General features: G+C 64.5%; 18 protein-coding genes. 8 read left to right on the top strand and 10 right to left on the bottom strand.

The genetic code is table 11. The annotated features are described in order from the left end of the window. Positions 1-94 precede the first annotated feature (94 nt). The 3 genes from ACPS74_RS12990 to ACPS74_RS12980 all read left to right on the top strand — a co-directional run bounded on the left by ACPS74_RS12990 (position 95) and on the right by ACPS74_RS12980 (position 3,328). A complete protein-coding gene (locus tag ACPS74_RS12990) occupies positions 95-1,909 on the top strand; it encodes an aminopeptidase P family protein (protein WP_029649050.1) in 1,815 nt (604 codons plus the stop codon). 67 nt (positions 1,910-1,976) lie between these two features. Next, a complete protein-coding gene (locus ACPS74_RS12985) occupies positions 1,977-2,495 on the top strand; it encodes a hypothetical protein (protein ID WP_051381710.1) in 519 nt (172 codons plus the stop codon). Between the two features lie 221 nt (positions 2,496-2,716). Then, entirely contained in the window at positions 2,717-3,328 is a 612-nt protein-coding gene (locus ACPS74_RS12980; RefSeq protein WP_029648356.1) for a phosphatase PAP2 family protein, read from the top strand. Between the two features lie 40 nt (positions 3,329-3,368). On the opposite strand, the gene ACPS74_RS12975 is transcribed toward ACPS74_RS12980, so the two are convergent. Then, on the bottom strand, positions 3,369-3,974 hold the full coding sequence (locus tag ACPS74_RS12975) for a GNAT family N-acetyltransferase (RefSeq protein ID WP_029648355.1): 606 nt from the start codon (positions 3,972-3,974) through the stop codon (positions 3,369-3,371). Positions 3,975-4,203: 229 nt separating this feature from the next. Next, positions 4,204-5,349: a type III PLP-dependent enzyme gene (locus tag ACPS74_RS12970; protein WP_029648354.1), complete on the bottom strand. Its 1,146-nt coding sequence runs from the start codon at positions 5,347-5,349 to the stop codon at positions 4,204-4,206. Positions 5,350-6,000: 651 nt separating this feature from the next. On the opposite strand from ACPS74_RS12970, the gene ACPS74_RS12965 reads away from it, so the two are divergent. Then, positions 6,001-7,569, top strand: a complete 1,569-nt coding sequence (locus ACPS74_RS12965; protein WP_029648353.1) for a glucan biosynthesis protein — start codon at positions 6,001-6,003, stop codon at positions 7,567-7,569. Positions 7,570-7,572: 3 nt separating this feature from the next. Here the strand turns inward: ACPS74_RS12965 and ACPS74_RS12960 are convergent, their stop codons facing one another. Both ACPS74_RS12960 and ACPS74_RS12955 read right to left on the bottom strand, forming a co-directional pair. Then, on the bottom strand, positions 7,573-8,388 hold the full coding sequence (locus tag ACPS74_RS12960) for a creatininase family protein (RefSeq protein WP_036241227.1): 816 nt from the start codon (positions 8,386-8,388) through the stop codon (positions 7,573-7,575). Between the two features lie 57 nt (positions 8,389-8,445). Then, on the bottom strand, positions 8,446-9,630 hold the full coding sequence (locus tag ACPS74_RS12955) for a hypothetical protein (protein WP_029648351.1): 1,185 nt from the start codon (positions 9,628-9,630) through the stop codon (positions 8,446-8,448). Positions 9,631-9,797: 167 nt separating this feature from the next. Here ACPS74_RS12955 and ACPS74_RS12950 point away from each other — a divergent pair, with 167 nt between their 5' ends. Then, the gene (locus ACPS74_RS12950; protein ID WP_029648350.1) at positions 9,798-10,268 is read left to right on the top strand and encodes a DUF411 domain-containing protein; all 471 of its coding nucleotides are present in this window, start codon (positions 9,798-9,800) and stop codon (positions 10,266-10,268) included. Here the strand turns inward: ACPS74_RS12950 and ACPS74_RS12945 are convergent. Then, entirely contained in the window at positions 10,196-11,572 is a 1,377-nt protein-coding gene (locus ACPS74_RS12945) for an NAD(P)/FAD-dependent oxidoreductase (protein WP_239755050.1), read from the bottom strand. The two genes, ACPS74_RS12950 and ACPS74_RS12945, sit on opposite strands and share 73 nt — an antisense overlap. A gap of 76 nt (positions 11,573-11,648) precedes the next feature. Between ACPS74_RS12945 and ACPS74_RS12940 the strand changes: the two genes are divergently transcribed. Further along, positions 11,649-12,671, top strand: a complete 1,023-nt coding sequence (locus tag ACPS74_RS12940; RefSeq protein WP_036242135.1) for an RluA family pseudouridine synthase — start codon at positions 11,649-11,651, stop codon at positions 12,669-12,671. A gap of 293 nt (positions 12,672-12,964) precedes the next feature. Next, the gene (locus ACPS74_RS12935) at positions 12,965-13,981 is read left to right on the top strand and encodes a ribonuclease T2 family protein (protein WP_029651655.1); all 1,017 of its coding nucleotides are present in this window, start codon (positions 12,965-12,967) and stop codon (positions 13,979-13,981) included. Between the two features lie 182 nt (positions 13,982-14,163). On the opposite strand, the gene typA is transcribed toward ACPS74_RS12935, so the two are convergent. The 3 genes from typA to epmA form a co-directional block, all read right to left on the bottom strand. Then, positions 14,164-15,984 (bottom strand): translational GTPase TypA, encoded by a 1,821-nt coding sequence (gene typA, locus ACPS74_RS12930; protein ID WP_029651656.1) that lies wholly within the window; start codon positions 15,982-15,984, stop codon positions 14,164-14,166. Between the two features lie 175 nt (positions 15,985-16,159). Further along, positions 16,160-17,635 (bottom strand): hypothetical protein, encoded by a 1,476-nt coding sequence (locus tag ACPS74_RS12925; RefSeq protein ID WP_157055290.1) that lies wholly within the window; start codon positions 17,633-17,635, stop codon positions 16,160-16,162. Positions 17,636-17,767: 132 nt separating this feature from the next. Next, a complete protein-coding gene (gene epmA, locus ACPS74_RS12920) occupies positions 17,768-18,811 on the bottom strand; it encodes an EF-P lysine aminoacylase EpmA (RefSeq protein WP_029651658.1) in 1,044 nt (347 codons plus the stop codon). A 95-nt stretch (positions 18,812-18,906) separates the two neighbouring features. Between epmA and efp the strand changes: the two genes are divergently transcribed. Continuing rightward, on the top strand, positions 18,907-19,476 hold the full coding sequence (gene efp / locus ACPS74_RS12915; protein WP_029651659.1) for an elongation factor P: 570 nt from the start codon (positions 18,907-18,909) through the stop codon (positions 19,474-19,476). Positions 19,477-19,601: 125 nt separating this feature from the next. Here the strand turns inward: efp and ACPS74_RS12910 are convergent, their stop codons facing one another. Both ACPS74_RS12910 and ACPS74_RS12905 read right to left on the bottom strand, forming a co-directional pair. After that, positions 19,602-19,970 (bottom strand): very short patch repair endonuclease, encoded by a 369-nt coding sequence (locus ACPS74_RS12910; protein ID WP_051381707.1) that lies wholly within the window; start codon positions 19,968-19,970, stop codon positions 19,602-19,604. Positions 19,971-20,100: 130 nt separating this feature from the next. Continuing rightward, positions 20,101-21,315 (bottom strand): DNA cytosine methyltransferase, encoded by a 1,215-nt coding sequence (locus ACPS74_RS12905; protein WP_029648979.1) that lies wholly within the window; start codon positions 21,313-21,315, stop codon positions 20,101-20,103. Positions 21,316-21,510 lie beyond the last annotated feature (195 nt).

Here is a 21,510-nt window from a genome sequence, read left to right as displayed (position 1 = left end):
ACTCCCTCTCCCGCGAAGCGGGGGAGGGTTGGGGAGGGGGAAAGCGGATGCGCGAAGCATTGCCATGCGGGAAGCTCGCGACTAGCTTTGCTCCATGTTCGAAGCAAAATTCCAGACATTCGTCGACGACGCCTTACGCGGCGACAGCGCGGCGCGCCTCGAGGCGCTGCGCGCTGAGCTGAAACGGCAAGGACTCGACGGCTTTCTCGTTCCGCGCGCCGACGTCCATCAAAACGAATATGTGCCCAAATGCGCGGAGCGCCTCGCCTGGCTGACAGGCTTCACCGGATCGGCCGGCTTCGCCGTCGTGCTGGAGAAGGAGGCCGCGCTCTTCGTCGATGGCCGCTATGTCATTCAGGTGCGCGGCGAGATCGACGCGAAGCTCTTCAAGCCGCTCGACATCGCCGAAACGACGCCTGCCGCCTGGCTCAGCGAACATGCGCGCGAAGGCGCGCGCATCGGCTATGACCCCTGGGTGCACACCAGCCCGCAGATCGAACGCTTCGGGAAAATTCTCGCGGAAAAGAAGATCGAACTCGTTCCGCTCGACGCCAATCCGATCGATGCGCTTTGGATTGACCGGCCGGCCGAGCCGACAGGCGCGGTGGCGATTCATCCCGCGCTTTACGCGGGCGAGAGCGCGGGCGCGAAGATCAAGAAGCTGCGCGCGGCGCTGAAGGATGCGGACGCGGCGTTGATGTCCGATCCGCATGCGATCTGCTGGGCGTTCAACATTCGCGGCGCCGATGTCGCGCATACGCCGATCGCGCTGTGCTTCGCGCTGCTGCCGAAGGACGGCGCGCCTGCGCTCTATGTCGACGAGGCGAAGCTCGCGCCGAAGGTGCGCGCGGCGCTTGAAAAATTTCTGACGCTGAAGACGCCTGAAAGCCTCATCGAGGATCTCGTGCAGGCCGGCAAGCGCGGCGCGACCCTTCTCTTCGATTCGGCGACGGCGCCGGCGAAACTCGTCGAAACCTTGCGCGCGGCGGGCGGCAAGCCGCGTCTCGCCGACGATCCGGCGACGCTGCCGAAAGCGATCAAGAATGAAAGGGAGCTTGAAGGCGCACGCGCCGCGCATATTCGCGACGGCGCGGCGCTGACGCGATTCCTCGCCTGGTTCTCCGAAGCCGCGCCAAAAGGTGGGCTCACGGAAATTTCCGCGGCGGAAGCGCTCGAAACCTTCCGCCGCGAAAATGGCGACCTGCGCGACATCTCCTTTCCGACGATTTCGGCTTTCGGCGAACATGCGGCGATCCCGCATTATCGGGTGACGGAAACGAGCAATCTCAAGATCGGTCGCGGCGTCTATCTCGTCGATTCCGGCGCGCAATATCTCGACGGCACGACCGACGTAACGCGCACCGTCGTCGTCGGCCCGGCGTCGAAGCAATTGCGCGAACATTTCACGCGCGTGCTCAAAGGCCATATCGCCATCGCCCGCGCCGTCTTTCCCAAGGGCGTCTCGGGCGCGCAGTTGGACGCGTTCGCGCGCCGCGCGCTGTGGGAGGCGGGGCTCGACTTCGATCATGGAACGGGCCATGGCGTCGGCGCTTACCTCTCGGTGCATGAAGGGCCGCAGCGCATCTCGAAGCTCGGGACGACGCCCCTGCAGCCGGGCATGATCCTGTCGAACGAGCCCGGCTACTATCGCGCCGGCGAATATGGAATCAGGCTCGAAAATCTCGTCATCGTCGAGAAGCGCGAGATCAAAGGCGCGGAACGCGAGATGTATGGTTTCGAGACCATCACGCTTGCGCCTTTCGATTTGAATTGCGTCGAACCGAAATTGCTGTCGCCGGAAGAAATCATTTGGCTCAACGCCTATCACGCCCGGGTGCGCAAAATCCTATCGCCGCTTGTGGACGCGAAGACACGCAAATGGCTGCGAGAGGCGACGACGTCGATATGATGGATCTCAAAACGGATGACGTTGATCTGTTGATCCTCAGAACTCGGCTCGCTCGGAGGAAAATGTCATGAGCGCTGGCGCAGAATCGACTCGGAACGAACCCATCGCGGCATTGGCCGGCGAGGCCTTCGCCAAAGCCGTCACGACGCTGGCGCGCGGACGCATGTTGACGCCCTTCGGCGTGGCGCGGTCCGACGACGGCGTCGACCAGCCGCAACAATTCGTCGTCAGCGATGAAGGCAAGATTGATGTCGCCGAAAGCGTCGAGGCGGCGCTGCAATGGCTTGAAGACGAAGCGCCAAACGCCGACGTCTGCCTGATTATCCTCGACGGTTATTTCAGCAGTGAGGACGGCCGCATCGACGCGGTGGTCGGCCGCGCGCTGTCGCTGAAGCGACAGTTGATGGTCGAGATCGCGCTGCCTTACGAGAGCGCCGAAGACGAGGAAGGTCTCGAGTTCTCGGACCCGCAGTATCGCTTTTCCGGCGTCGCCGAAGACGGCGTGGAGATCGAAACGGTCGACGTCGACGCCGACGCTTTCGACGCGGTGTTTCGCAGCGCCTTCGCCAAACACGCGCCCGCCTAGAGCAGGTTCCGAAAACGTCGACAGACTTTTTCGGGAGAGAACCTGCTCGGACGTTTTGATTTTGAGCGATTCCTTATCGATCACATGATTCCATGTGATCGTGAAGCGCTCTAGCGGTTCATCAAAACATCACATAAGCGTCACGCAACCTCTATCCCAACGTCACCGAAACGCAGCGTCCGCGTCGCGAAACCGCAGCGTGCGTCGCGTAGCGTTGCGTCATGGCGTTCACATCGGACCAGCTGGCGAAGCTGACGCGAGACGCGTCAGCAAAGCCGCAAGCAGACATCGGCGTCGCCGCCACTTGGGGCCAACGTCTCCTCGACCTTGACCTCGCGGCGGTTCATCTTTTCTCACGAACGGCGCGCTCCGCGATCGGCAGATTCCTCGCCGTCGCGATCAGCAAGCTCGGCAATGGTTGGATCTATCTGATCCTCGCGCCCATCGTCCTCATCGGCCTCGGCTGGCAGGGGCTGCATGTCGCGGCGCTCGCGGGATTGAACGCCGCGCTGCTGCATATGCTCTATCCGATCATCAAGCGCCGCTTCGGTCGCAGGCGTCCGTTCCATGTCGACGCGCGGCTGCCGTCGCTGTTGAAGACGCTCGACGATCACTCCTTCCCCAGCGGCCACGCCATGACGCTCACCGGCGTGCTGGCGCCCATCGTCATCGCCTGGCCGGCGACGACGCTGTCGGCCGGCCTCCTTCTGCTGTCGATGGCCTGGTCGCGAATCGCGACGGCGCACCACTATCCGAGCGACGTCGCGGCCGGCGTGGCGCTTGGCGCCGGCCTCTCCTACCCGCTCGCGCGCGGCATTCTCGCCTATTGGTGAGCGTAGAGCAGGTTCCGAAAACGTTGACCGTGAAGCCGCTCTAAGCCGCCTGCGGCAAATCGAGCGCGGGGGTAGACGCGGGAATCACGCGCCCTTGCACGCTCAATAGCGCGCCGTCGACAAGCTCCAAGCCCAGAAAGCGCGCGCGCTCGACCGGTCCCGGCATCGTCAGCCGCTCGGTGAATCGCCGCTCGAAACCAAAGCGCGTATAATAAGGCGCATCGCCGACGAGCAGCACGGCGCGGTGGCCAAAGTCGGCGGCGCGCGCGAGCGACTCGCGAATCAGCGCGCCGCCGACGCCGAGCGAACGCGCTTGCGCCGCGACGGCGAGCGGACCCAGCAGCAGCGCCGCACGCCCGCCGGCGAGAACCGGCCAAAGCCGCAGCGTGCCGATGAGCCCGCCGACGCTGTCGGTCGCGACAAGGGCGAGGCCCGGCGCCGGCGCCGATCCGTCGCGCAGCCGCTGGCAGGTCTTCAAGAACCGCGCGGGACCGAAGGCGTCATCGAGCAAAGCTTCGCGCGCGGCGACATCGGCGAGCGTTTCTTCGGCGAGCGTAAATGGACCGCGCGCCTCCAGGCGCGCATGGGACATGGCGGAGCAGGCGCGCGGTCCAGCGTCAAAGTCGTGGTGAGCAAGAAAGGCCATCTTTTCCTCCCTTAAGAAGGACAAGCGACCCTCGCGCCTGGCGCATGACGCGCCCGCCGAACGGGACTGGGTTATTGGGAAGCGCTTATCGGTTCGTCATGCCCGCGCTTGTCGCGGGCATCCACGCGGCGCCGCTGTGCGAGTCTTTCAGCGTTCGCGTAACCTCTCGGCGTGGATGGCCGGGACAAGCCCGGCCATGACGCCGCAGTTGCGCCGCGCGCAGACCGACTCAGATCACATGCGTCTCGAGCGGCGGGAAACCGTTGAAGCCCACGGCCGAATAGGTCGTCGTATAGGCCCCGGTTCCTTCGATCAGCACTTTCGCGCCGATCTCGAGCGAGATCGGCAGCTGATAGGGCTGCTTCTCGTAGAGCACGTCGACGCTGTCGCAGCTCGGACCCGCGACGACGCAGGGACTCGTCGGCGCGCCGTCCGCCGGCGTGCGGATCGGATAGCGGATCATCTCGTCGGTCGTCTCGGCGAGGCCGTTGAACTTGCCGATGTCGAGATAGACCCAGCGAATCTCGCTGTCCTCCTCCGACTTCTTCGAGATCAGCACGACTTCCGCTTCGATCAGCCCGGCGTTGCCGACCATGCCGCGGCCCGGCTCGATGATCGTCTCCGGAATGCGGTTGCCGAAATGCTTCGACAGCGCGCGGAAGATCGCGGCGCCATATTGCTTCACCGCCGGCACGTTCTTGAGATATTTCGTCGGGAAGCCGCCGCCGAGATTGACCATCTGCAGATTGATTCCGCGCTCCGCGAGTTCGCGGAAGATCGCCGATGCCGACTTCAGCGCCGCGTCCCACATGCGCGGATTGGTCTGCTGCGAACCGACATGGAACGAAACGCCATAGGCGTTGAGACCGAGGCGATGCGCATGTTCGAGCACGCCCGTCGCCATCTCGGGGACGCAGCCGAATTTGCGCGACAAGGGCCATTCGGCGCCCGAGCCGTCGCAAAGAATGCGGCAGAACACCTTGGAGCCGGGCGCGACGCGCGCGATCTTCTCGACTTCCGCCTCGCAGTCGACCGCAAAGAGCCGCACGCCGAGGGCATAGGCGCGCGCGACGTCACGCTCCTTCTTGATCGTATTGCCGAAGCTGATGCGATCGGGCGTCGCGCCGGCGGCGAGGACCTGCTCGATCTCGACGACGGACGCCGTGTCGAAGCACGAGCCGAGCGAGGCGAGGAGCGAGAGCACTTCTGGCGCCGGATTGGCTTTCACGGCATAGAAGACGCGCGTATCCGGCAACGCCTTGGCGAAGCCGACATAGTTTTCGCGCACGACGTCGAGATCGACGACGAGGCAAGGTCCGTTGTCGCGCCCATTGCGTCGGCGCTCGGCGAGGAAATCGAGAATACGGTCAGTCATTGTGGCCCCCTTGCGCGGCGAACCGCGCCCAGATCGTTGAGCGTCAACGGACAAGCCGCTCCGTTCGCCCGCGCGCGATGGAGACGCGACGAACGTTGGGTTTAGCTGTCCAAGGCCACGCGAGCGCAAGCGCTCACACGGCTGGTTGATGCGCCGTTGACTGGACCGATGCGAAATGATGCACGCCTGAGCGCGCACGCTTCCGCGGGTACAGCCATCGATTGGAAGGGGAGAATCCCGATCCGCACGCCCGGCAAGAAAGACAAGCCTCTTCGGTACGCCGACCTTTGGAGGGTCGACAGAGACGAAAAAGCCCGGTCCGTCGTTGCTTTAAGTCGCGATCCTCCGCAGAGACGGAGTTCGCCGGTTCGCCTCCGGCTGCCGGTTTTACGCTGGCGGTTGACCGGCCTCTTGTCCGGATCCCCGCCTACCGACACACGACCACAGGCACGTGCGATTTGGGCAAGGACTTAGATACGCGCTTTTGCCGCTGTGACAAGCGGTTTTTGCCCCATGCGATTATTTTTTCAGCGGGTGATGCATCTTGGTCGCGCGAGCCCGCGTTGAGCCGCCGGCTTCTTGCGCAAGCGAGACGATGGGGCTAGAGCAGCAGTCAAATAGTGAAGGCAAGACCTTGGTTCGGACGCGGGAATGACGCGAATAACGCGGCGCCAATTCGCCGGGACGCTCTGTGCAATAGGCGCGCAATTTGCGCTCAAAGTCCCCGCGCTGGCGGCCTCAGACGCTCCCAAGCCGCGGTTCGGCTTTGAGAACGTCGTGCAGCGGGCGCACGACCTGGCGCTGGCGCCCTTCGACGCTGCGGTTCCGCCGCGTCTGCCGGATCCCTTCGACGCTTTGGACTTCGACACATGGCGAGGGATTCGCTTCAAGCGCGAGCATGATATTTTTGCGGGCGCGGACGGCGGCTTCCGGCTAGAGACGTTCCATCTCGGCTTTCTCTATCGTCGCCCGATGACGGTGAATATGATCCGCGATGGCATCGCGACGCCGATTCCCTATTCGCCGGCGCTCTTCGACTATGGCCGCCTCAAGGTCGAAAAGGCTCCCCCGGTCAACACCGGCTTCGCCGGCTTTCGCCTGCATTTCCCGGTCAACGAGCCTCATGTTCACGATGAGGTTATCTCCTTCCTCGGCGCGAGCTATTTCCGCTTTCTCGGCCGCGATCAGAAATATGGGCTTTCCGCGCGAGCGCTTTGCGTCGAGACCGGCTCCGAGCACGAGAGCTTTCCCTTCTTCCGCGAATTCTGGATCGAAACGCCGGAGAAGGGCAGCAATCACGCGACGCTCTATGCGCTGCTCGACGGCGAGGCTGCGACAGGAGCCTTCAGATTCGATCTCTTCGCTGGACAGGAGAGCGCGCTCGAAATCCAGGCGACGCTTTTCCCGCGGCGCGCGGGGATGAAGCTCGGCCTCGCGCCGCTCACGTCGATGTATCTGACCGGCGAAAACGACCGGGATGTGCGCGACGGCTTTCGCACGGAATTGCACGATTCCGACGGGCTCTTGATCCGCACCGGCGCCGGCGAATGGCTGTGGCGTCCGCTCACCAATCCTCCGCGGACGCGAATCTCGTCCTTTCTCGACAACAACAATCGCGGCTTTGGGCTGCTGCAGCGCGACAGAACGTTCGAATCCTATCAGGATCTTGATCTCGCCTATGAAAACCGCCCGAGCTATTTCGTCGAACCTATCGGCGACTGGGGCGAAGGCCGCGTCGAACTGCTCGAACTGCCGACGCGTGACGAAACCAACGACAATATCGTCGCGAGCTGGACGCCGGCGAAGGCTCCAGAGCCCGGCGCGCCCTTCGTTTACGCCTATCGCATCACCGCCGGTCTCGACATGCCGCAGCTCGCGCCCAATGGCATGGTCGTCAACACCTTCGAGGCGCCGGCGCGGGCGCTTGGCTCGGCCGAGCCCCTTGATCCCGCCGCACATCGTTTCATCGTTGATTTCGCCGGCGGCGATCTCGCCTATTACGTGGCCGATCCGGGTCAGGTCGAAGCGGTGGCGACAACGAACGCCGGGCGCGTGTTGCGCGCCAGCGTCGCCGCCAACGTGCATATCGGCGGACTGCGGGCGCTCTTCGACGTTTCGGTGCAGCCGGGCCAGACCGCCGATCTTCGGCTGTTTTTACGCGCGCACGGGCGGACGCTCACTGAGACCTGGACCTATCCGTGGACAGCGCCGGCGGCGTGACGCTCAGTCGTCCATGCTCTTGAGCCGCGTCAGGTCGAACGCCTCGACGTCGCGCAACAATTCGACGAAAGCCGTCGCCCAATAATCCGCCACCGCTTCGCCTTTCTCGGCGCTGGCTTTCGACGCGTCGCCCATGGCGCCGGCAGGCGAGAGATCCTGCGCCATCCAGCCGAACCCCGCGGGGCGGTCGGCGCGCAGCCAGGCGAAATCGCGCTCGAAGTCGAGCGTCGCCGGCGGGAAGTTTTTGGCGCGCGCCATGTCGACCAGCTCCGGCCGGAAGGCGAGCATGAGCGACGTTTCGATTTCGCCGCCATGAATCCCGTGGCGCAGTTCCGCCGCAGAGAACAGTCCGTCCGGATAGCCGAAACGCGCCCAGGAGACGATGACCGCCAGCGCGCCGAAACGGGCGCGCAGATCAAGCGCCGCCTGCGAAATGAGCGCGGAATTGCCGCCATGCGAATTGAGAATCACCAGCTTTCTCACGCCGGTGCGCAGGACGCCCTCAGCGATCTCGGCGAGGACGCGCGACGCAGTCTCATTCGTCAGCGTCAGCGTGCCCGGAAAGTCGCGATGCTCGGGCGAAACGCCGACGCTCTGGATCGGCAGAAAGGCCGCTTCGAGATCTTCGGGCAGGCGCGCCGCGACTAGATCGACGCATCCTTCCATGATCATGGCGTCGACGCCGAGCGGCAGATGCGGCCCGTGCTGCTCCACCGCCGCGATCGGCAGAACGGCGATAACGCGCGACATGTCATGCGCGCGCATGTCGCGCATCGAGAGCTCGGACCAGAAGGGCGACGGCAGCATGGCGCGCAGCATAAGCGTCTTGCCTCCCGAGGGGAATGCGGCGCGCCCAACGGAACGGCTTTATGTTCGTCAGAGTCCCGTCAGCTTCATGAAGAGCTTTTGAGCCATCTCGGCGACAGGATATTTAAACAAGAAGAGTGGCGGCATCGGCAGCAGCGCCGCGGCGAGAATGATCGCCAGCAGGCGAATGCTGACAGGCGCCAAACGCATATTGCGCACAACGCCGACGCTATTGCCGAGATCGGCAAGCGATTGCAGGTCGGGCGTCCCCAGCAAAGGCTCTCGGTCAGGAGACGCTTCGCCAAACCATTTGCGCTCGAAATCCTCGACGTATCGCGCCGCAAGCACCGTGTAGTCACGCAGTCCCCGTTCTCTGCATTCCATTAGCTTGAAGGCGAAGAAGCAGGGCGGACCGAGAAACAGCACGATGTCGAGGATCACAATGATGGCCGTCGCCAGATAGATTGGGTCAAAAGACGCGCCTTCCGACATTTCCTCGGCGAAACCGGCGGCGACAAGCAGAGAGATGGCGAACGCCAGTGGCGCCAGATGGTTTTGGACGACTTCGAGATATCCGAGACCCCCAACACCGTCGGGATGCGTCGGCGTCAAGTGAAGCTCCATTCGGGCCAAGCGCCACAGGAATCGCCACCAGAACGCGAGCCGCCAAACCCAACGAAACGCCAGAAAGCGAAAGAGCGGTAGACAGACCATCCAGTACCACAAGCCCGCAAGCGGCATGAGGGCCAAGGCTCGGCCCGATTCGGGCGACGCGGTCTTTCCGGACAGATGAAGTTGCGCCGCGAAAAGAAACATCAGCACTGTCGCCGCAAGCGAGGTCGCATCCGGAATCCAGGAATTGCTCCAGCGGGCGAGGCTGCGAACTTCAGCCTGCAGGGCCGGTAGAGTAGTTCTCGACGCCACGCCGGAACGCAGAAGAGTCGAGAGAAACTCCCTCGCTTGCCGATCAAACGTGGTTTCGCAAAAGAACAGCAGAGGAATGACCGCCAGCAACCGAATGTGCCCGCCGATGACCGAGAGCGTAAAGAACTTTCCGCGATCGCCTTCAAGCGCCGCCAAGGCGACGAGGACGATCCAGGGGACCAGCCCGAGGGCGATCCCCAGGGGTAGCGTATTCGGCCCCGGACGGACGAGGCCGAGCCGCCTTCCCAGCCTCTGAAGGGGGCCGCCAAGAAGCGAGAATTCGCTGAGCAGGTCGTCGGCGTTTTGCGGGCTGGCGGCGGATTGGCTCATGCACCCCTTCCGATGGTAAGCGCTGGGTTCGTTCGGGCGACGTCTTGCCGCTTTTGCCGGCGACACCGACATACTACCGCAAGCGACTTCGCGCGAATGCCGCTCCGACGATGCGCCCGCCTTCCGAACGGGCGCGCATAGAGCGCGCGAGACAAGGATCGACGCCGATGGCGAATAACCTCTTTACTCGACGCGAGACCCTGCGGCTCGCCGCCATCGCGGCGCTTATCCCCGGATGGGCGCGCGCCGAAGGCGCGACGAAGGTCGTAATGCATAAAAGCCCGACATGCGGGTGTTGCGGCGCGTGGAGCGCGCGCATGCGCGAGGCCGGCTTCATCGTAGAGGAGGTCGTCGAAGCCGATATGCCATCGGTGAAGAAGCGCCTCGGCGTGCCTGAGCCGCTGTCCTCCTGCCACACGGCCGAGATCGATGGCTACATCGTCGAGGGCCATGTTCCCCCGCAGGCGGTCGCGCGGCTCTTGAAGGAGCGGCCGAAAGCCATCGGCCTCGCCGCGCCCGGCATGCCGGCGGGATCGCCGGGCATGGAGGGCGGAGCGGCGGAAGTCTACAGGCTGTATTTGTTCGACGCTTCCGGATCGCGTCCGTTCGGCGACTGGCGGGGCGACAAGCCCGTCTGATCGGGCTCGAACGGCGCGACGGGTTTGTCGGGCGAAAGGCCGAGATAGCGGGCGGCGCCGCGACCCGCGGCCAGTCCGGTGGCGAAGGCCGCCTGCAGCAGATAGCCGCCGGTCGGCGCGTCATAGTCGAGCATCTCGCCGGCGACGAAAACGCCCGGCAGCTTCTTGAGCATTAGATTGTCGTCGAGTTCGTCGAAGGAGACGCCGCCGGCGGTCGATATAGCGCGCTCAAGACCGCCGACGCCCGTGACGGTGAGCGGCGCATTCTTGATGAGAGCGGCGAGCGTTTCCGCGTCGCGCGGCAGGCCCTCCCCGCGCCCCTCGCGCAGGAGCCCGATCTCGACTTTCGAAAACCCGGCCTTGCGCAGGAAATTTGCATGCGACTGTTTCTGCGGACGCCGCGACAGCTTGCGCGTCAGGCATTCGAGACTGGTGTCTGGCCGCAGATCGATCGACAGCGTCGTCGGGCCGTGTTTTTGCGTGACGTCGCGCAGCTGCGAGGAGAGCGCGTAAACCGGCCCGCCTTCGAGTCCGGCGCGCGTGACGACGACATCGCCGCGCGCCGTAGACGCGCCATGGCGCAGCAACGCCGTCTTGATCGGCTGGCCTTCGAAATCGTCGCGAAAGATCGCGCTCCACTCGATCAGCGCGCCGCTGTTGGCGGCGGCGAGCGGCGTAACGCGCACGCCCTGCGCGCCAAGCCGCGCCGCCCAGGCGCCGTCGGAGCCGAGCCGCGGCCAGGAGGCGCCGCCGAGCGCCAGCACCAGGGCGTCGACCTTGCGGGTGAATTCGCCGTCCGGGCCGATGAGGCGCAGCGCCCCCGATTCGGCGAAGCCCGCGAAGTCGTGGCGGGTCACGATCGTGACGCCAAGCCGCGTCAGCCGCCGCAGCCAGGCGCGCAGCAGCGGCGAGGCCTTGAAGCTTGCCGGAAAAACTCGGCCGCTGGAGCCGACGAAGGTCGTCTCGCCAAGCTCGGCGCAAAAATCGCGCAGCGCCTGCGGCGTCCAGGCGCGGATGAACGGCGCGATTCTCGCGGCCGCTGCGCCATAGCGGGAGATGAAGCGCTCCAGGCCTTCGCTATGGGTGATGTTGAGCCCGCCCCGCCCCGCCATCAGGAATTTGCGCGCGGGGCTCGCTTTGTGCTCATAGATAACGACGCGCGCGCCGGCGCGCGCGAGCGCATCGGCGGCGAAAAGGCCGGCGGGGCCTGCGCCGATGACGGCGCAGAACGGAGCCTCGGCGTCGCTAATGGAAGAGCCTCCCTTGGGCGGCGTTTTTCGATGCGCATAATGGCGAAGGTTCACGCCTCCGCTCGCGCCACGCCCGCGTTTCGGTGGCTCTCATATCATGTGCGCGTCGGCGCGCGGAAAAAAAGCTGAAATGACAGTCAAGGCTCTGCCTCAAATTGACGCATCCGCCGAGCGCTTCGAATTTCTAGTTGCGCCGCAGCATGCCGGCGCCCGGCTCGACCGCTTTCTCGCCGAACAGCCGGAGATCGTCGCCGCGCATCTGTCGCGCAGCCGCATCAAGGGGCTGATCGAGGACAACCGCGCGACCCTTGCCGGCGAGACGGCGCGCGATCCGGCCAAGAAGCTCGGCGCCGGGGATCACGTCACGCTCGACGTGCCGCCGGCGACTCCGGCGGAGCCGCAGGGCGAAGATATCGCGCTCACCATTGTCTATGAGGACGAACATCTCCTCGTCATCGACAAGCCGGCCGGCCTCGTCGTGCATCCGGCGAGCGCGCATGAGAGCGGCACGCTGGTCAATGCGCTGATCGCGCATTGCGGCGACAGCCTTTCCGGCGTCGGCGGGGTGAAGAAGCCCGGCATCGTGCATCGCATCGACAAGAATACGAGCGGCCTCTTGGTCGTCGCCAAGACCGACGCGGCGCATCATGGCCTCTCGCGCCTCTTCGCCGATCACGGCCGCAAACTGTCGCTGACGCGCGAATATTTCGCCTTCGTCTGGGGCGTTCCCGACCGCGCGCATGGAACGGTCGACGCGCCGCTCGGCCGCCATTCGACGCAGCGCGAGAAAATGGCGGTGGTGCCGGAAGCGCGCGGCCGCGAAGCGATCACGCATTGGGAAAAGGTCGAGGATTACGGCGTCGCCGCGCTCATGCGCTGCCAGCTGGAGACCGGCCGCACGCATCAGATCCGCGTGCATATGGCTCATATCGGCCATCCGCTGATCGGCGATCAAACCTATGGCGCGGGATTTAAAACCAAGGTCGCGAAACTGACGCCCGCCGCGCGCGAGATCGTCGAGCGGTTGGACCGCCAGGCGCTGCACGCCGCAACGCTGGGGTTCGAGCATCCGGTGACGAAAGAGGAGATGATGTTTGAAAGCGAATTGCCGGAGGATTTGGCGCAGCTGAGAGCGGCGCTCGCGGGCGTTTGAAAGCCGGCGCCAAAAACCTGGCGCTGCTACTTGGCGAACTTACCGGCGCAATAAGCGACGCGCATCCTGTGCACGTCATGCCCGGCCTTGTGCCGGGCATCCACGCGGCGCCGCTCCGCATATTTTGCAGCGCCGCGCCGCCTCTCGACGTGGATGGCCGGGACAAGCCCGGCCATGACGGGCTGAGTTCCCAAACGACGCGTTCACCGAAATCGAAGCGGGCCGATGCTTGCTCGCTTTCCCCGCCCGGATTACCCTTCCGCGCGTTGCTGATGTTTTTTGGAGTTGGCGTCATGCGCGCACGCGCTGTTCGAATGCTGTTTTGCTCGTGCTTATCGCTCGTCGCCTCAGGCGCGACGGCGGATACGCCTGCATCGGGAACTTTTCTAGCCCGTCAGTCCTGTCCCGCGCTTCAATCGATCAGAACCGGCGCCAATCCAGGCAACATCAGCGTCGAGCCGAATGGGCATTATTCCATTTTCGCCAAGAACAAGCCGAACGCGACGCATTATCTCATCGATGTCCCCGACGCTCAGCCGGGGCGCCGGTGGGTCGCGGTCGGATGCGGCGAGGCGACGCTCGCTGAGGGCGGCGGCCAGCCGGGGAGCGGCGGCGAACAAGCCTCCGGCGGGCAAGAGCCTGACGGCGGCTCCGCGGCGCAAAAGCCGGATTACATCCTTGCCGTGAGCTGGCAGCCGGCCTTTTGCGAAGGCAAGCCCGACAAGACGGAATGCGAAACGCAAAGACCCGACCGGTTCGACGCGACGCATTTCACGCTGCATGGGCTCTGGCCCAAAAAACAATATTGCAACGTCGATCGCCACATCGTCGCCGCCGATAAGGACAATAGATGGAACGGCCTGCCCGAGCCCGAACTCTCCGACGCGACAAGGCATGCGCTATCGGAAGTCATGCCGGGAACGATGTCGCTGCTCGAACGGCACGAGTGGATCAAACATGGCACGTGCTTTCCGGGAAGCGCGGCGGAAGCCTATTTTTCAAGGACGCTCGCGCTGGTGTCGCAGCTGAATAGCTCCAAGGTTCAGGGGCTTTTCGCGGCGCATATCGGCGAGGAAATCACGCGCGACCAACTCAAGGCGGCGTTCAATGAGACCTTTGGCGACGGCGCCGCCGATCGCGTGCGCGTCGCCTGCAAGAGAGACGGCGGCCGCAATCTCATTGTCGAGATGACCATCGGATTGGTGGGCGACGTCAAACCCGACAGCAAACTCGCCGATCTCATCGCCGCCGCGCCGGCGACGGACCCCGGCTGCCCAAGCGGCGTCGTCGATGCAGTGGGGTTGCAGTAGGCGGAGCGCCAATCCCCTCGCCCCTCATCGCTCTTCTCCCCGCAAGCGGGGAGAAGAGGCGTCAGGCGATTCGCGAAAAAATCATGCGCGCGCGACGTGCAGAAGGCGCTGCGCCGCTATCCCCTCTCCCCGCTTGCGGGGAGAGGTAAGGTGAGGGGCTTGGGCGATTGGCGAGCGCGCCCTCACTCCACCAGCGCGGCCTTGCCCTTCGCCTTCTTGCGGTCGTTGGGGTCGAGAAACACTTTGCGCAGGCGGATCGATTTCGGCGTCACTTCCACGCGCTCGTCGTCCTCGATATAGGCCAGCGCCTTTTCCAGCGTCATCTGAATCGGCGGCGTCAGGCGCACCGCCTCGTCCTTCGACTGCGTGCGGATGTTGGTGAGCTGCTTGCCCTTTAGGACATTGATCTCGAGATCATTGTCGCGCGTGTGCTCGCCGACGATCATCCCCTTATAGACCTTCCAGCCGGGCTCGATCATCATCGGGCCGCGATCTTCGAGCTTCCACATCGCGTAGGCGACGGCTTCGCCGGAATCATTGCTGATCAGCACGCCGTTGCGGCGGCCCTGAATCTCGCCCTTATAGGGCGCATATTCATGGAACAGCCGGTTCATGATCGCCGTGCCGCGCGTGTCGGTGAGAAGTTCGCCCTGATAGCCGATGAGGCCGCGCGTCGGCGCATGGAAGACGAGACGCAGGCGATTGCCGCCCGACGGGCGCATCTCGATCATCTCGGCCTTGCGCTCGTTCATCTTCTGCACGACGACGCCGCTATGCTCCTCGTCGACGTCGATGACGACCTCTTCGATCGGCTCAAGGATCTCGCCGTTCTCGTCCTTCTTGAAGACGACCTTGGGGCGCGAGACGCCAAGCTCGAAGCCCTCGCGGCGCATCGTCTCGATCAGAATGCCGAGCTGCAATTCGCCGCGGCCCGAGACGATATAGGCGTCGCCCGCCGGCGCGTCCTCGACGCGCAGCGCGACATTGCCTTCGGCCTCCTTGAAGAGACGCGCGCGGATCATGCGGCTCGTCACCTTGTCGCCTTCCGTGCCGGCGAGCGGGCTGTCATTGACGAGGAAGGTCATGGAGAGCGTCGGCGGATCGATCGGCTGCGCCTGCAGCGGCTCGTTGACTTCCAGCGCGCAGAGCGTGTCGGCGACGTTGAATTTTTCGAGGCCGGCGATGGCGACGATGTCGCCGGCTTCCGCCTCCTCGATCGGCTGGCGCTCAATGCCGCGGAAGGCGAGAATTTTCGACACGCGGCCCTGCTCGACGATCTTGCCGGTGCGGTCGAGCACCTTCACCGCCTGATTGGGCTTCACGCTGCCGGCGAAGACGCGACCGGTGATGATGCGGCCGAGATAGGGGTTCGCTTCAAGCAGCGTGCCGAGCATGCGGAAGCCGCCGTCCTCGACGGTGGGCGCCGGCACATGCTTGACGACGAGATCGAAGAGCGGCGCCATGCCGTCCTGCGGGCCGGTCGGCTCCTCGGCCATCCAGCCCTGCTTGGCGGAGCCGTAGATGATCGGGAAGTCGAGCTGCTCGTCGGTAGCGTCGAGCGCGGCGAAGAGATCGAAGACTTCGTTGACGACTTCCGACACGCGGGCGTCGGGCTTGTCGACCTTGTTGACGCAGACGATCGGCTTCAAGCCGATCTTGAGCGCCTTGCCGACGACGAATTTCGTCTGCGGCATCGGGCCTTCGGCGGCGTCGACGAGCACGATGGCGCCATCGACCATCGACAGGATTCGCTCCACCTCGCCGCCGAAATCGGCGTGGCCGGGCGTGTCGACGATGTTGATGCGCACATCCTTCCAGGTGATGGACGTGGCCTTGGCCATGATGGTGATGCCGCGCTCTTTTTCGAGATCGTTCGAATCCATCACGCGTTCGGCGACGCGCTGGTTTTCGCGAAAGGCGCCCGACTGCTGGAGCAGGCGGTCGACGAGCGTGGTCTTGCCATGGTCGACGTGGGCGATGATGGCGATGTTGCGCAGCTGCATGTTCAAAGGCCGGCCAGGTAAAACAGCCGCCTCTGCGGCCACCCGAGAGCGGCCGGGAACTGGAGACGCTGGCTGTTGTTGCGATGCAGCGTCTCATACCTCAAGGCGGGGGAATTTGGAAGCGGAGCCGGCCTGGGCGGTCCCGCCCAGGGCCAGACCCTGCCCGAACCGCGGGCTACCGCGCCGGGCACTGCTCCCGGCAGCGCCGCCAGGCGGGGATGCATTGCGACCCCAGGCCGCCATCGGCGAGACAGGAGTCGCGCTCGGCGTTGCATTCCCGCAGGCACTGCTCCCGCGGCGTCGGCTCCGGCGGCGGGGGCGGCGGAGGCCGTGGCGCGGTGAAGGTGGTGAGATCTCCGAGCTCCTGCTCGATCATGCTCATCGGGCTGAAGACAAAGGAGCTGCCGTCGTCTGGCCCTCCCCACAAAATGCCGTGCAGGCTCGCCTGGCTGCCGGTCGGCAGGATGGAGAAGACGGGGGAGCCGCTGTCGCCATTGTCCGTCAGCTTGTTCGTCCCGCTCACCCGCCCGACGCGGCTCTGGCACAGCAGCCTGACGTCGGTGTCCGCGACATTGACGTCGATGCAGGTCGCGCGCACGTCGCCGAAGGCCCAGCCCGTCGTGCGGCCGACCTTGTTGAGCCTCATGCCCACCACGGAGTCCGGCGTCTCGCTGACGATCAGAAATGTGCTCGGAGAGCCGTTGATCGTCAGCGAGCCGGTATTGTTCGTCGTTCGCGCGATTTCGAAACGCCCGCGGTCGATGCGATAATCGGCGTAGGCGCTGTCGCTGAAGCGGCATTTCTTGCCCGATGGGCACACGCCGCCGGTGAAGTATGGCGGGTCTCTGTCCTCGTCGCCGATCTTATTGCCGGAAAGCAGCGGATCATTCGGCTGATGGAAATCGTCGTCGTTGCTGACGCCGCGATTCTTGGTGCAGTGAGAATTGGTGATAAAGCCGTCGCGGCCGTTGCGAACGACATTGAATCCGAGCGTGCAGAGCTTGAAGGCGAAAACCCCAGTGTCGATTTCGATCTGAACGCCGGCGGGCACCGGCCGACGTTTATCGCGCAACGAGGCGTGAAAACGGATCGGCTGCGTTTCTTCGATGATCAGCGCTTCGAACGGAACGCCGAGCGATTTCGCCAGAGCTTCGAATCTTTGTCGCGACGGATCGCCGACGACGCCGATCGTCACGCGATTGCGACGTTCGTCGAGATCGACGAAGACGATCTCCTGGCCGTCGAGCGCCGGGCTGAAGCTTTTCTTCCATTTGGCGAGTTCGACGACGTCATAGTCGCCTTTGATGATGTTCGGTTCTTGAGCGCGGCCTTTGGCGGCGGCGTTTTGCGTCAGGAACTCCGCGCCGAGCACGCTGGCGATGGCCGACGTGACCTGCGACCGCGCGGCTTTCATCGCATCCGCACTGCGTAGTTCGGGGGCGTTTTTCATATAGACCTGCAGCGCGCCCTTCTCGTCGAAATACATCCCGCCGAAGCCAGGCGCCTGCTCGCCAATTTTCACGAGCTTGTCGTCGAAGGTGGAGACGGGCGTGGCCGGCGCTGCGGGCGCGTCGCTCTGCTGCGCCATGGCGGCTGTCGCGATCGTCATGGCGATCGCCACAACAGATTTCAGCAATAATTTAAGGCCCATCGCGCCCTCCATGAAATCATGCGCGGCGCGCGAGCGCGTATCGCTCGCGTTCGCCGCCAAATGGCGCCAAATATGGACGTCATTGCCAGCGTAGGACGTACCGGCCGGCATCGCGTCGTTTATTTGAATGAACTAGAGCGCCGTGCCGCGCTCGGCCACTGGCGTCCACAGCACCTGCTCGATGCGCGCCGCTCCCGTCGCCAGCATCACGAGCCGGTCGAAGCCGAGCGCGACGCCGCAAGCCGGCGGCATCTCGGCCAGAGCGGCGAGAAATTCCTCGTCGATCGGATAGGTCTCGCCGTAGATGCGGCGCTTCTCCAGCATCTGCGCCTCGAAGCGCTGGCGCTGCTCCGCCGCGTCGGTCAGTTCGGCGAAGCCATTGGCGAGCTCGACGCCGCAGACATAGAGTTCGAAGCGATCGGCGAAGCGCGGATCATCGGCGTTGGCGCGGGCGAGCGCGGCCTCGCTCACCGGATAATCCGTCAGGATCGTCGGCCGCTCGCGACCCAGCATAGGCTCGATCTTTTCCGACATGATCTTGCTGAACAGATCCGACCAGCCGTCGTCTTCGACGACCCTGATGCCGTCGCGGGCGGCGGCGCGCGCCAGCCCGTCGCGGTCATCGAGCAGCGACGCCAGATCGATGCTGGCGTGGGTCGCAAAGGCCTCGCAGACGCTGATGATCTGCGGTTCCTCGAAGGGATCGCAAACGCTGCCCATCCAGGCGAAATCCGTCGCGCCCGCCGCCCGCGCCGCGCTCGCCAGCAGTCCGGCGCAATCCTCCATCAGCCGCAGCGTCGGCGCCTCCGCGCGGTACCACTCCAGCATGGTGAATTCCGGATGGTGCAGGGCGGAGCGCTCGCGATTGCGGAAGACGCGCGCAAGGGTGAAAATCCGCTCCTCGCCCGCCGCGAGCAGTTTCTTGCAGGAAAACTCCGGCGAGGTATGGAGATAGAGCCGGCTCCGCTCTCCGGCCGAGCCGATCAGCTCCGTCGCGAAGGCCGAAAGATGCGTTTCATTGCCGCCTGATAGCTGAAGCGCCGCCGTTTCGACCTCGGCGAAGCCTTCCGCGGCGAAGAAGCGTCGGGTGGCGGCGGCGATCGCCGCCCTGCCCTTGAGAAAGGGCTTGCGGTCGGCATAAACATCCCGAGCCCACCAAGGCGACGCGCGCGTCATAAGGTCTCCCGCGAGGCGGGGCCCGGATTGCCGGCGCGCCCGAAATATGGTCTGACCGCCGTTCATAAACCAGGCCGGCAATAAGGGATACGGACGTGAAAGTCATCGCCAGTTCGATTCGCAAAGGCAATATCATCGAGAGAGATGACGGGCAGCTTTACGTCGTCCTGACCGCCGAAAGTTTTTTCCCCGGCAAGGGCACGCCGACGACGCAGATCGACATGCGCCGACTCTCGGACGGCGTCAAAACTTCGGACCGCTACAAGACGACCGAACAGGTCGAGCGCGCCTTCGTCGAGGATCAGGATTTCAGCTATCTCTACAATGACGGCGACGGCTATCACTTCATGAATCAGGCGAGCTATGAGCAGATCATCGTGCCCACCGATGTGATCGGCGATCAGGCGCAGTGGCTGCAGGAGGGCATGGTCTGCATTCTGTCGATGTTCAACGGCGTGGCCGTTGGCATTCAGTTGCCGCCGCGCGTGACGCTGGAGATCATCGAGACAGAGCCGGCGATGAAGGGCCAGACCGCGTCCTCGTCCTATAAGCCGGCGAAGCTCGCCAATGGCGCGCGCGTCATGGTCCCGCCGCATATTCAGCCGGGCACGCGCGTCGTGATCCAGACCGAGGACGGCGCTTATGTCGAGCGCGCCAAGGATTGAGGGGCGATAACCCTCTCCCGCTTGCGGGAGAGGGTGGTCGCCGGAGGCGACCGGGTGAGGGCCCTCATCCGTCGTCACTTCGTGACGACACCTTCTCCCGCCAGCGGGAGAAGGAGAAACGCCCCCTACCCCAGAAATTCGCGCAGCTGCTTTTCCACGCCGGCTTTATCCTTCAGCTCGCATTCCCAGACCGTGAGCGCGCGCCAGCCCAGCGCCGCGAGCTTTTCGCGGTGTGCGGCATCGCGCGCGATATTTTTCGCGATTTTCGCGCGCCAGTAATCGGCGTTGGCCTTAGGGCTGCGCGCGCCGCGCGGGCAATCATGCCCGTGCCAGAAGCAGCCATGGACGAAGATCGCGCGCTTGCGGCCGATGTAGGCGATGTCCGGAGTGCCGGGAACGTCCTTGCGATGCAGCCGATAGAACGGCGCGAAACGCCTCAACATCGTCCGCACGGCGATTTCGGGAGCGGTGTCGCGCCCCTTCACCGCCCGCATGATGGCGGAGCGCTGTTCGCGCGTTTCTTTGACGGTCACGCGCAATGCCCCCTCCCCAGCCCTCCCCCGCGGCGCTTCGCTTGCGGGAGAGGGGGCCTCCCTCTCCCGCGCAGCGGGGGAGGGTTAGGGCTCAAGCCGCCTCCTGTACGGCGCATGTATTCAGCAACGGCCCTAGCAGGCTCGCCGCGAGATGGCGCACGACCGGAACGACAACGCCATCACCTGTCAGATGATAGGCGTCGCTATAGGTCGCGGGGAGCAAATAATCTTCCGGCAGTCCCATCAGCCGCGCGGTTTCGCGCGCCGACATCAGCCGCGAACGCACCTTGCCCTTATTGACCACCAGCACATATTGCCGGCTCGAGCCGCCGGCCGGCGTGCGCAGACAACCGGCGATCTCGTCAAAGCGCGCCTCGGCGCGCTGGATTTTTTCGCCCGAGTGATAGCGCGTGCGACGATAAAGCGTGCCCACCATCTTGCGCCCGGCGCGCTTCACATCGGCGATCTTTGCGAGATTAACGTCGCTCATCATGGCGATGAGCGCATTTGTCTCGCTTACGCTATGCCACGCCACATCCGTCGGAGCGTCTTCAATCGCGTCGATCAGCGACTTATTGCGCAACGGCGGCGCCGGCAAATTCCACCAGAGCCAGTTGTCGCGTAGCCGCTTCAGCAGGCGTTCATGCGCCGCGACAAGCGCGCGGGTGTGAAACGTCCCGTCATTGCGAGCGAAGCGAAGCAATCCAGGGCCATGAGGCGATTTATGGATTGCTTCGTCGCTGCGCTCCTCGCAATGACGGATGGCGAGCGACGAAGGAACCGCGATATCCTCGCGCGCGGCGATGATGAACAGCCGCGGGCGCGATTGCGGAACGAACAGCGCGGCGTCAATGACCAGCGCGCCAAATCTGTAGCCCTCTTTCGCCAGCGCCTCGCAGATTTTGGTAAAATCCTTGCCGCCATGCGAAGTGAGCGCGCCGCAGACGTTTTCGAGCACGATGACCGACGGCGCACGGCCCTCCTCGCGGAGCGCCTTCATCAAATCCCAGAACGGCCAAAACGTCCCGGATCTTTCGCCCTTCAATCCGGCGCCGGCGCCGGCGAGCGACAGGTCCTGACAGGGGAAGGACGCCCAGGCGAGATCGGCGCGGCCGGGCAATTGCGCTGTGGATAACTCGCGCACGTCGCCGACGTGCAGCTCTTCGCCGCCCCAATTGGCGCGGTAGCTTTCGGCTTTCTTGCGATCGAAGTCATTGGCGAAAAGGCAGCGCCAGCCGTCGCCGAGACCGGCGCGGGCCATGCCGCCGCCGGCGAAGAATTCGTAAAAGGTGGGCCTATCGTCCATGCGCGATTCGCTCCAAGTGCAGCGTATCCGCCTGGCGCCGGCGCCGCGACCCAAAAGAAGGGTGACGGCGTTGCGAACGCGAAACCGAGAACACTGTCACATAGGTTTTATGCTTCTGTGATTGGGAAAACTCCCGACCTGCTGGCTGGGTCACCCGGGGCGACAGCTTCGCGCAGGCGCTGCCTGACGCACCTG

Origin of the sequence: Methylocystis sp. SB2 (assembly GCF_049817085.1) — a bacterium.
GTDB lineage: Bacteria > Pseudomonadota > Alphaproteobacteria > Rhizobiales > Beijerinckiaceae > Methylocystis > Methylocystis rosea.
This window is presented reverse-complemented; position numbering and strand designations above follow the sequence as displayed.

What these genes read in the sequence shown, in the direction of transcription:
- ACPS74_RS12925 (WP_157055290.1), bottom strand. Translation starts at nt 17,635, where the DNA reads ATGGGCCTTAAATTATTGCTGAAATCTGTTGTGGCGATCGCCATGACG.
- ACPS74_RS12990 (WP_029649050.1), top strand. Translation starts at nt 95, where the DNA reads ATGTTCGAAGCAAAATTCCAGACATTCGTCGACGACGCCTTACGCGGC.
- ACPS74_RS12940 (WP_036242135.1), top strand. Translation starts at nt 11,649, where the DNA reads ATGACAGTCAAGGCTCTGCCTCAAATTGACGCATCCGCCGAGCGCTTC.
- ACPS74_RS12950 (WP_029648350.1), top strand. Translation starts at nt 9,798, where the DNA reads ATGGCGAATAACCTCTTTACTCGACGCGAGACCCTGCGGCTCGCCGCC.
- ACPS74_RS12975 (WP_029648355.1), bottom strand. Translation starts at nt 3,974, where the DNA reads ATGGCCTTTCTTGCTCACCACGACTTTGACGCTGGACCGCGCGCCTGC.
- ACPS74_RS12985 (WP_051381710.1), top strand. Translation starts at nt 1,977, where the DNA reads ATGAGCGCTGGCGCAGAATCGACTCGGAACGAACCCATCGCGGCATTG.
- ACPS74_RS12935 (WP_029651655.1), top strand. Translation starts at nt 12,965, where the DNA reads ATGCGCGCACGCGCTGTTCGAATGCTGTTTTGCTCGTGCTTATCGCTC.
- ACPS74_RS12910 (WP_051381707.1), bottom strand. Translation starts at nt 19,970, where the DNA reads ATGCGGGCGGTGAAGGGGCGCGACACCGCTCCCGAAATCGCCGTGCGG.
- typA (WP_029651656.1), bottom strand. Translation starts at nt 15,984, where the DNA reads ATGCAGCTGCGCAACATCGCCATCATCGCCCACGTCGACCATGGCAAG.
- ACPS74_RS12905 (WP_029648979.1), bottom strand. Translation starts at nt 21,315, where the DNA reads ATGGACGATAGGCCCACCTTTTACGAATTCTTCGCCGGCGGCGGCATG.
- ACPS74_RS12970 (WP_029648354.1), bottom strand. Translation starts at nt 5,349, where the DNA reads ATGACTGACCGTATTCTCGATTTCCTCGCCGAGCGCCGACGCAATGGG.
- ACPS74_RS12980 (WP_029648356.1), top strand. Translation starts at nt 2,717, where the DNA reads ATGGCGTTCACATCGGACCAGCTGGCGAAGCTGACGCGAGACGCGTCA.
- ACPS74_RS12960 (WP_036241227.1), bottom strand. Translation starts at nt 8,388, where the DNA reads ATGCTGCGCGCCATGCTGCCGTCGCCCTTCTGGTCCGAGCTCTCGATG.
- epmA (WP_029651658.1), bottom strand. Translation starts at nt 18,811, where the DNA reads ATGACGCGCGCGTCGCCTTGGTGGGCTCGGGATGTTTATGCCGACCGC.
- ACPS74_RS12965 (WP_029648353.1), top strand. Translation starts at nt 6,001, where the DNA reads ATGACGCGAATAACGCGGCGCCAATTCGCCGGGACGCTCTGTGCAATA.
- ACPS74_RS12955 (WP_029648351.1), bottom strand. Translation starts at nt 9,630, where the DNA reads ATGAGCCAATCCGCCGCCAGCCCGCAAAACGCCGACGACCTGCTCAGC.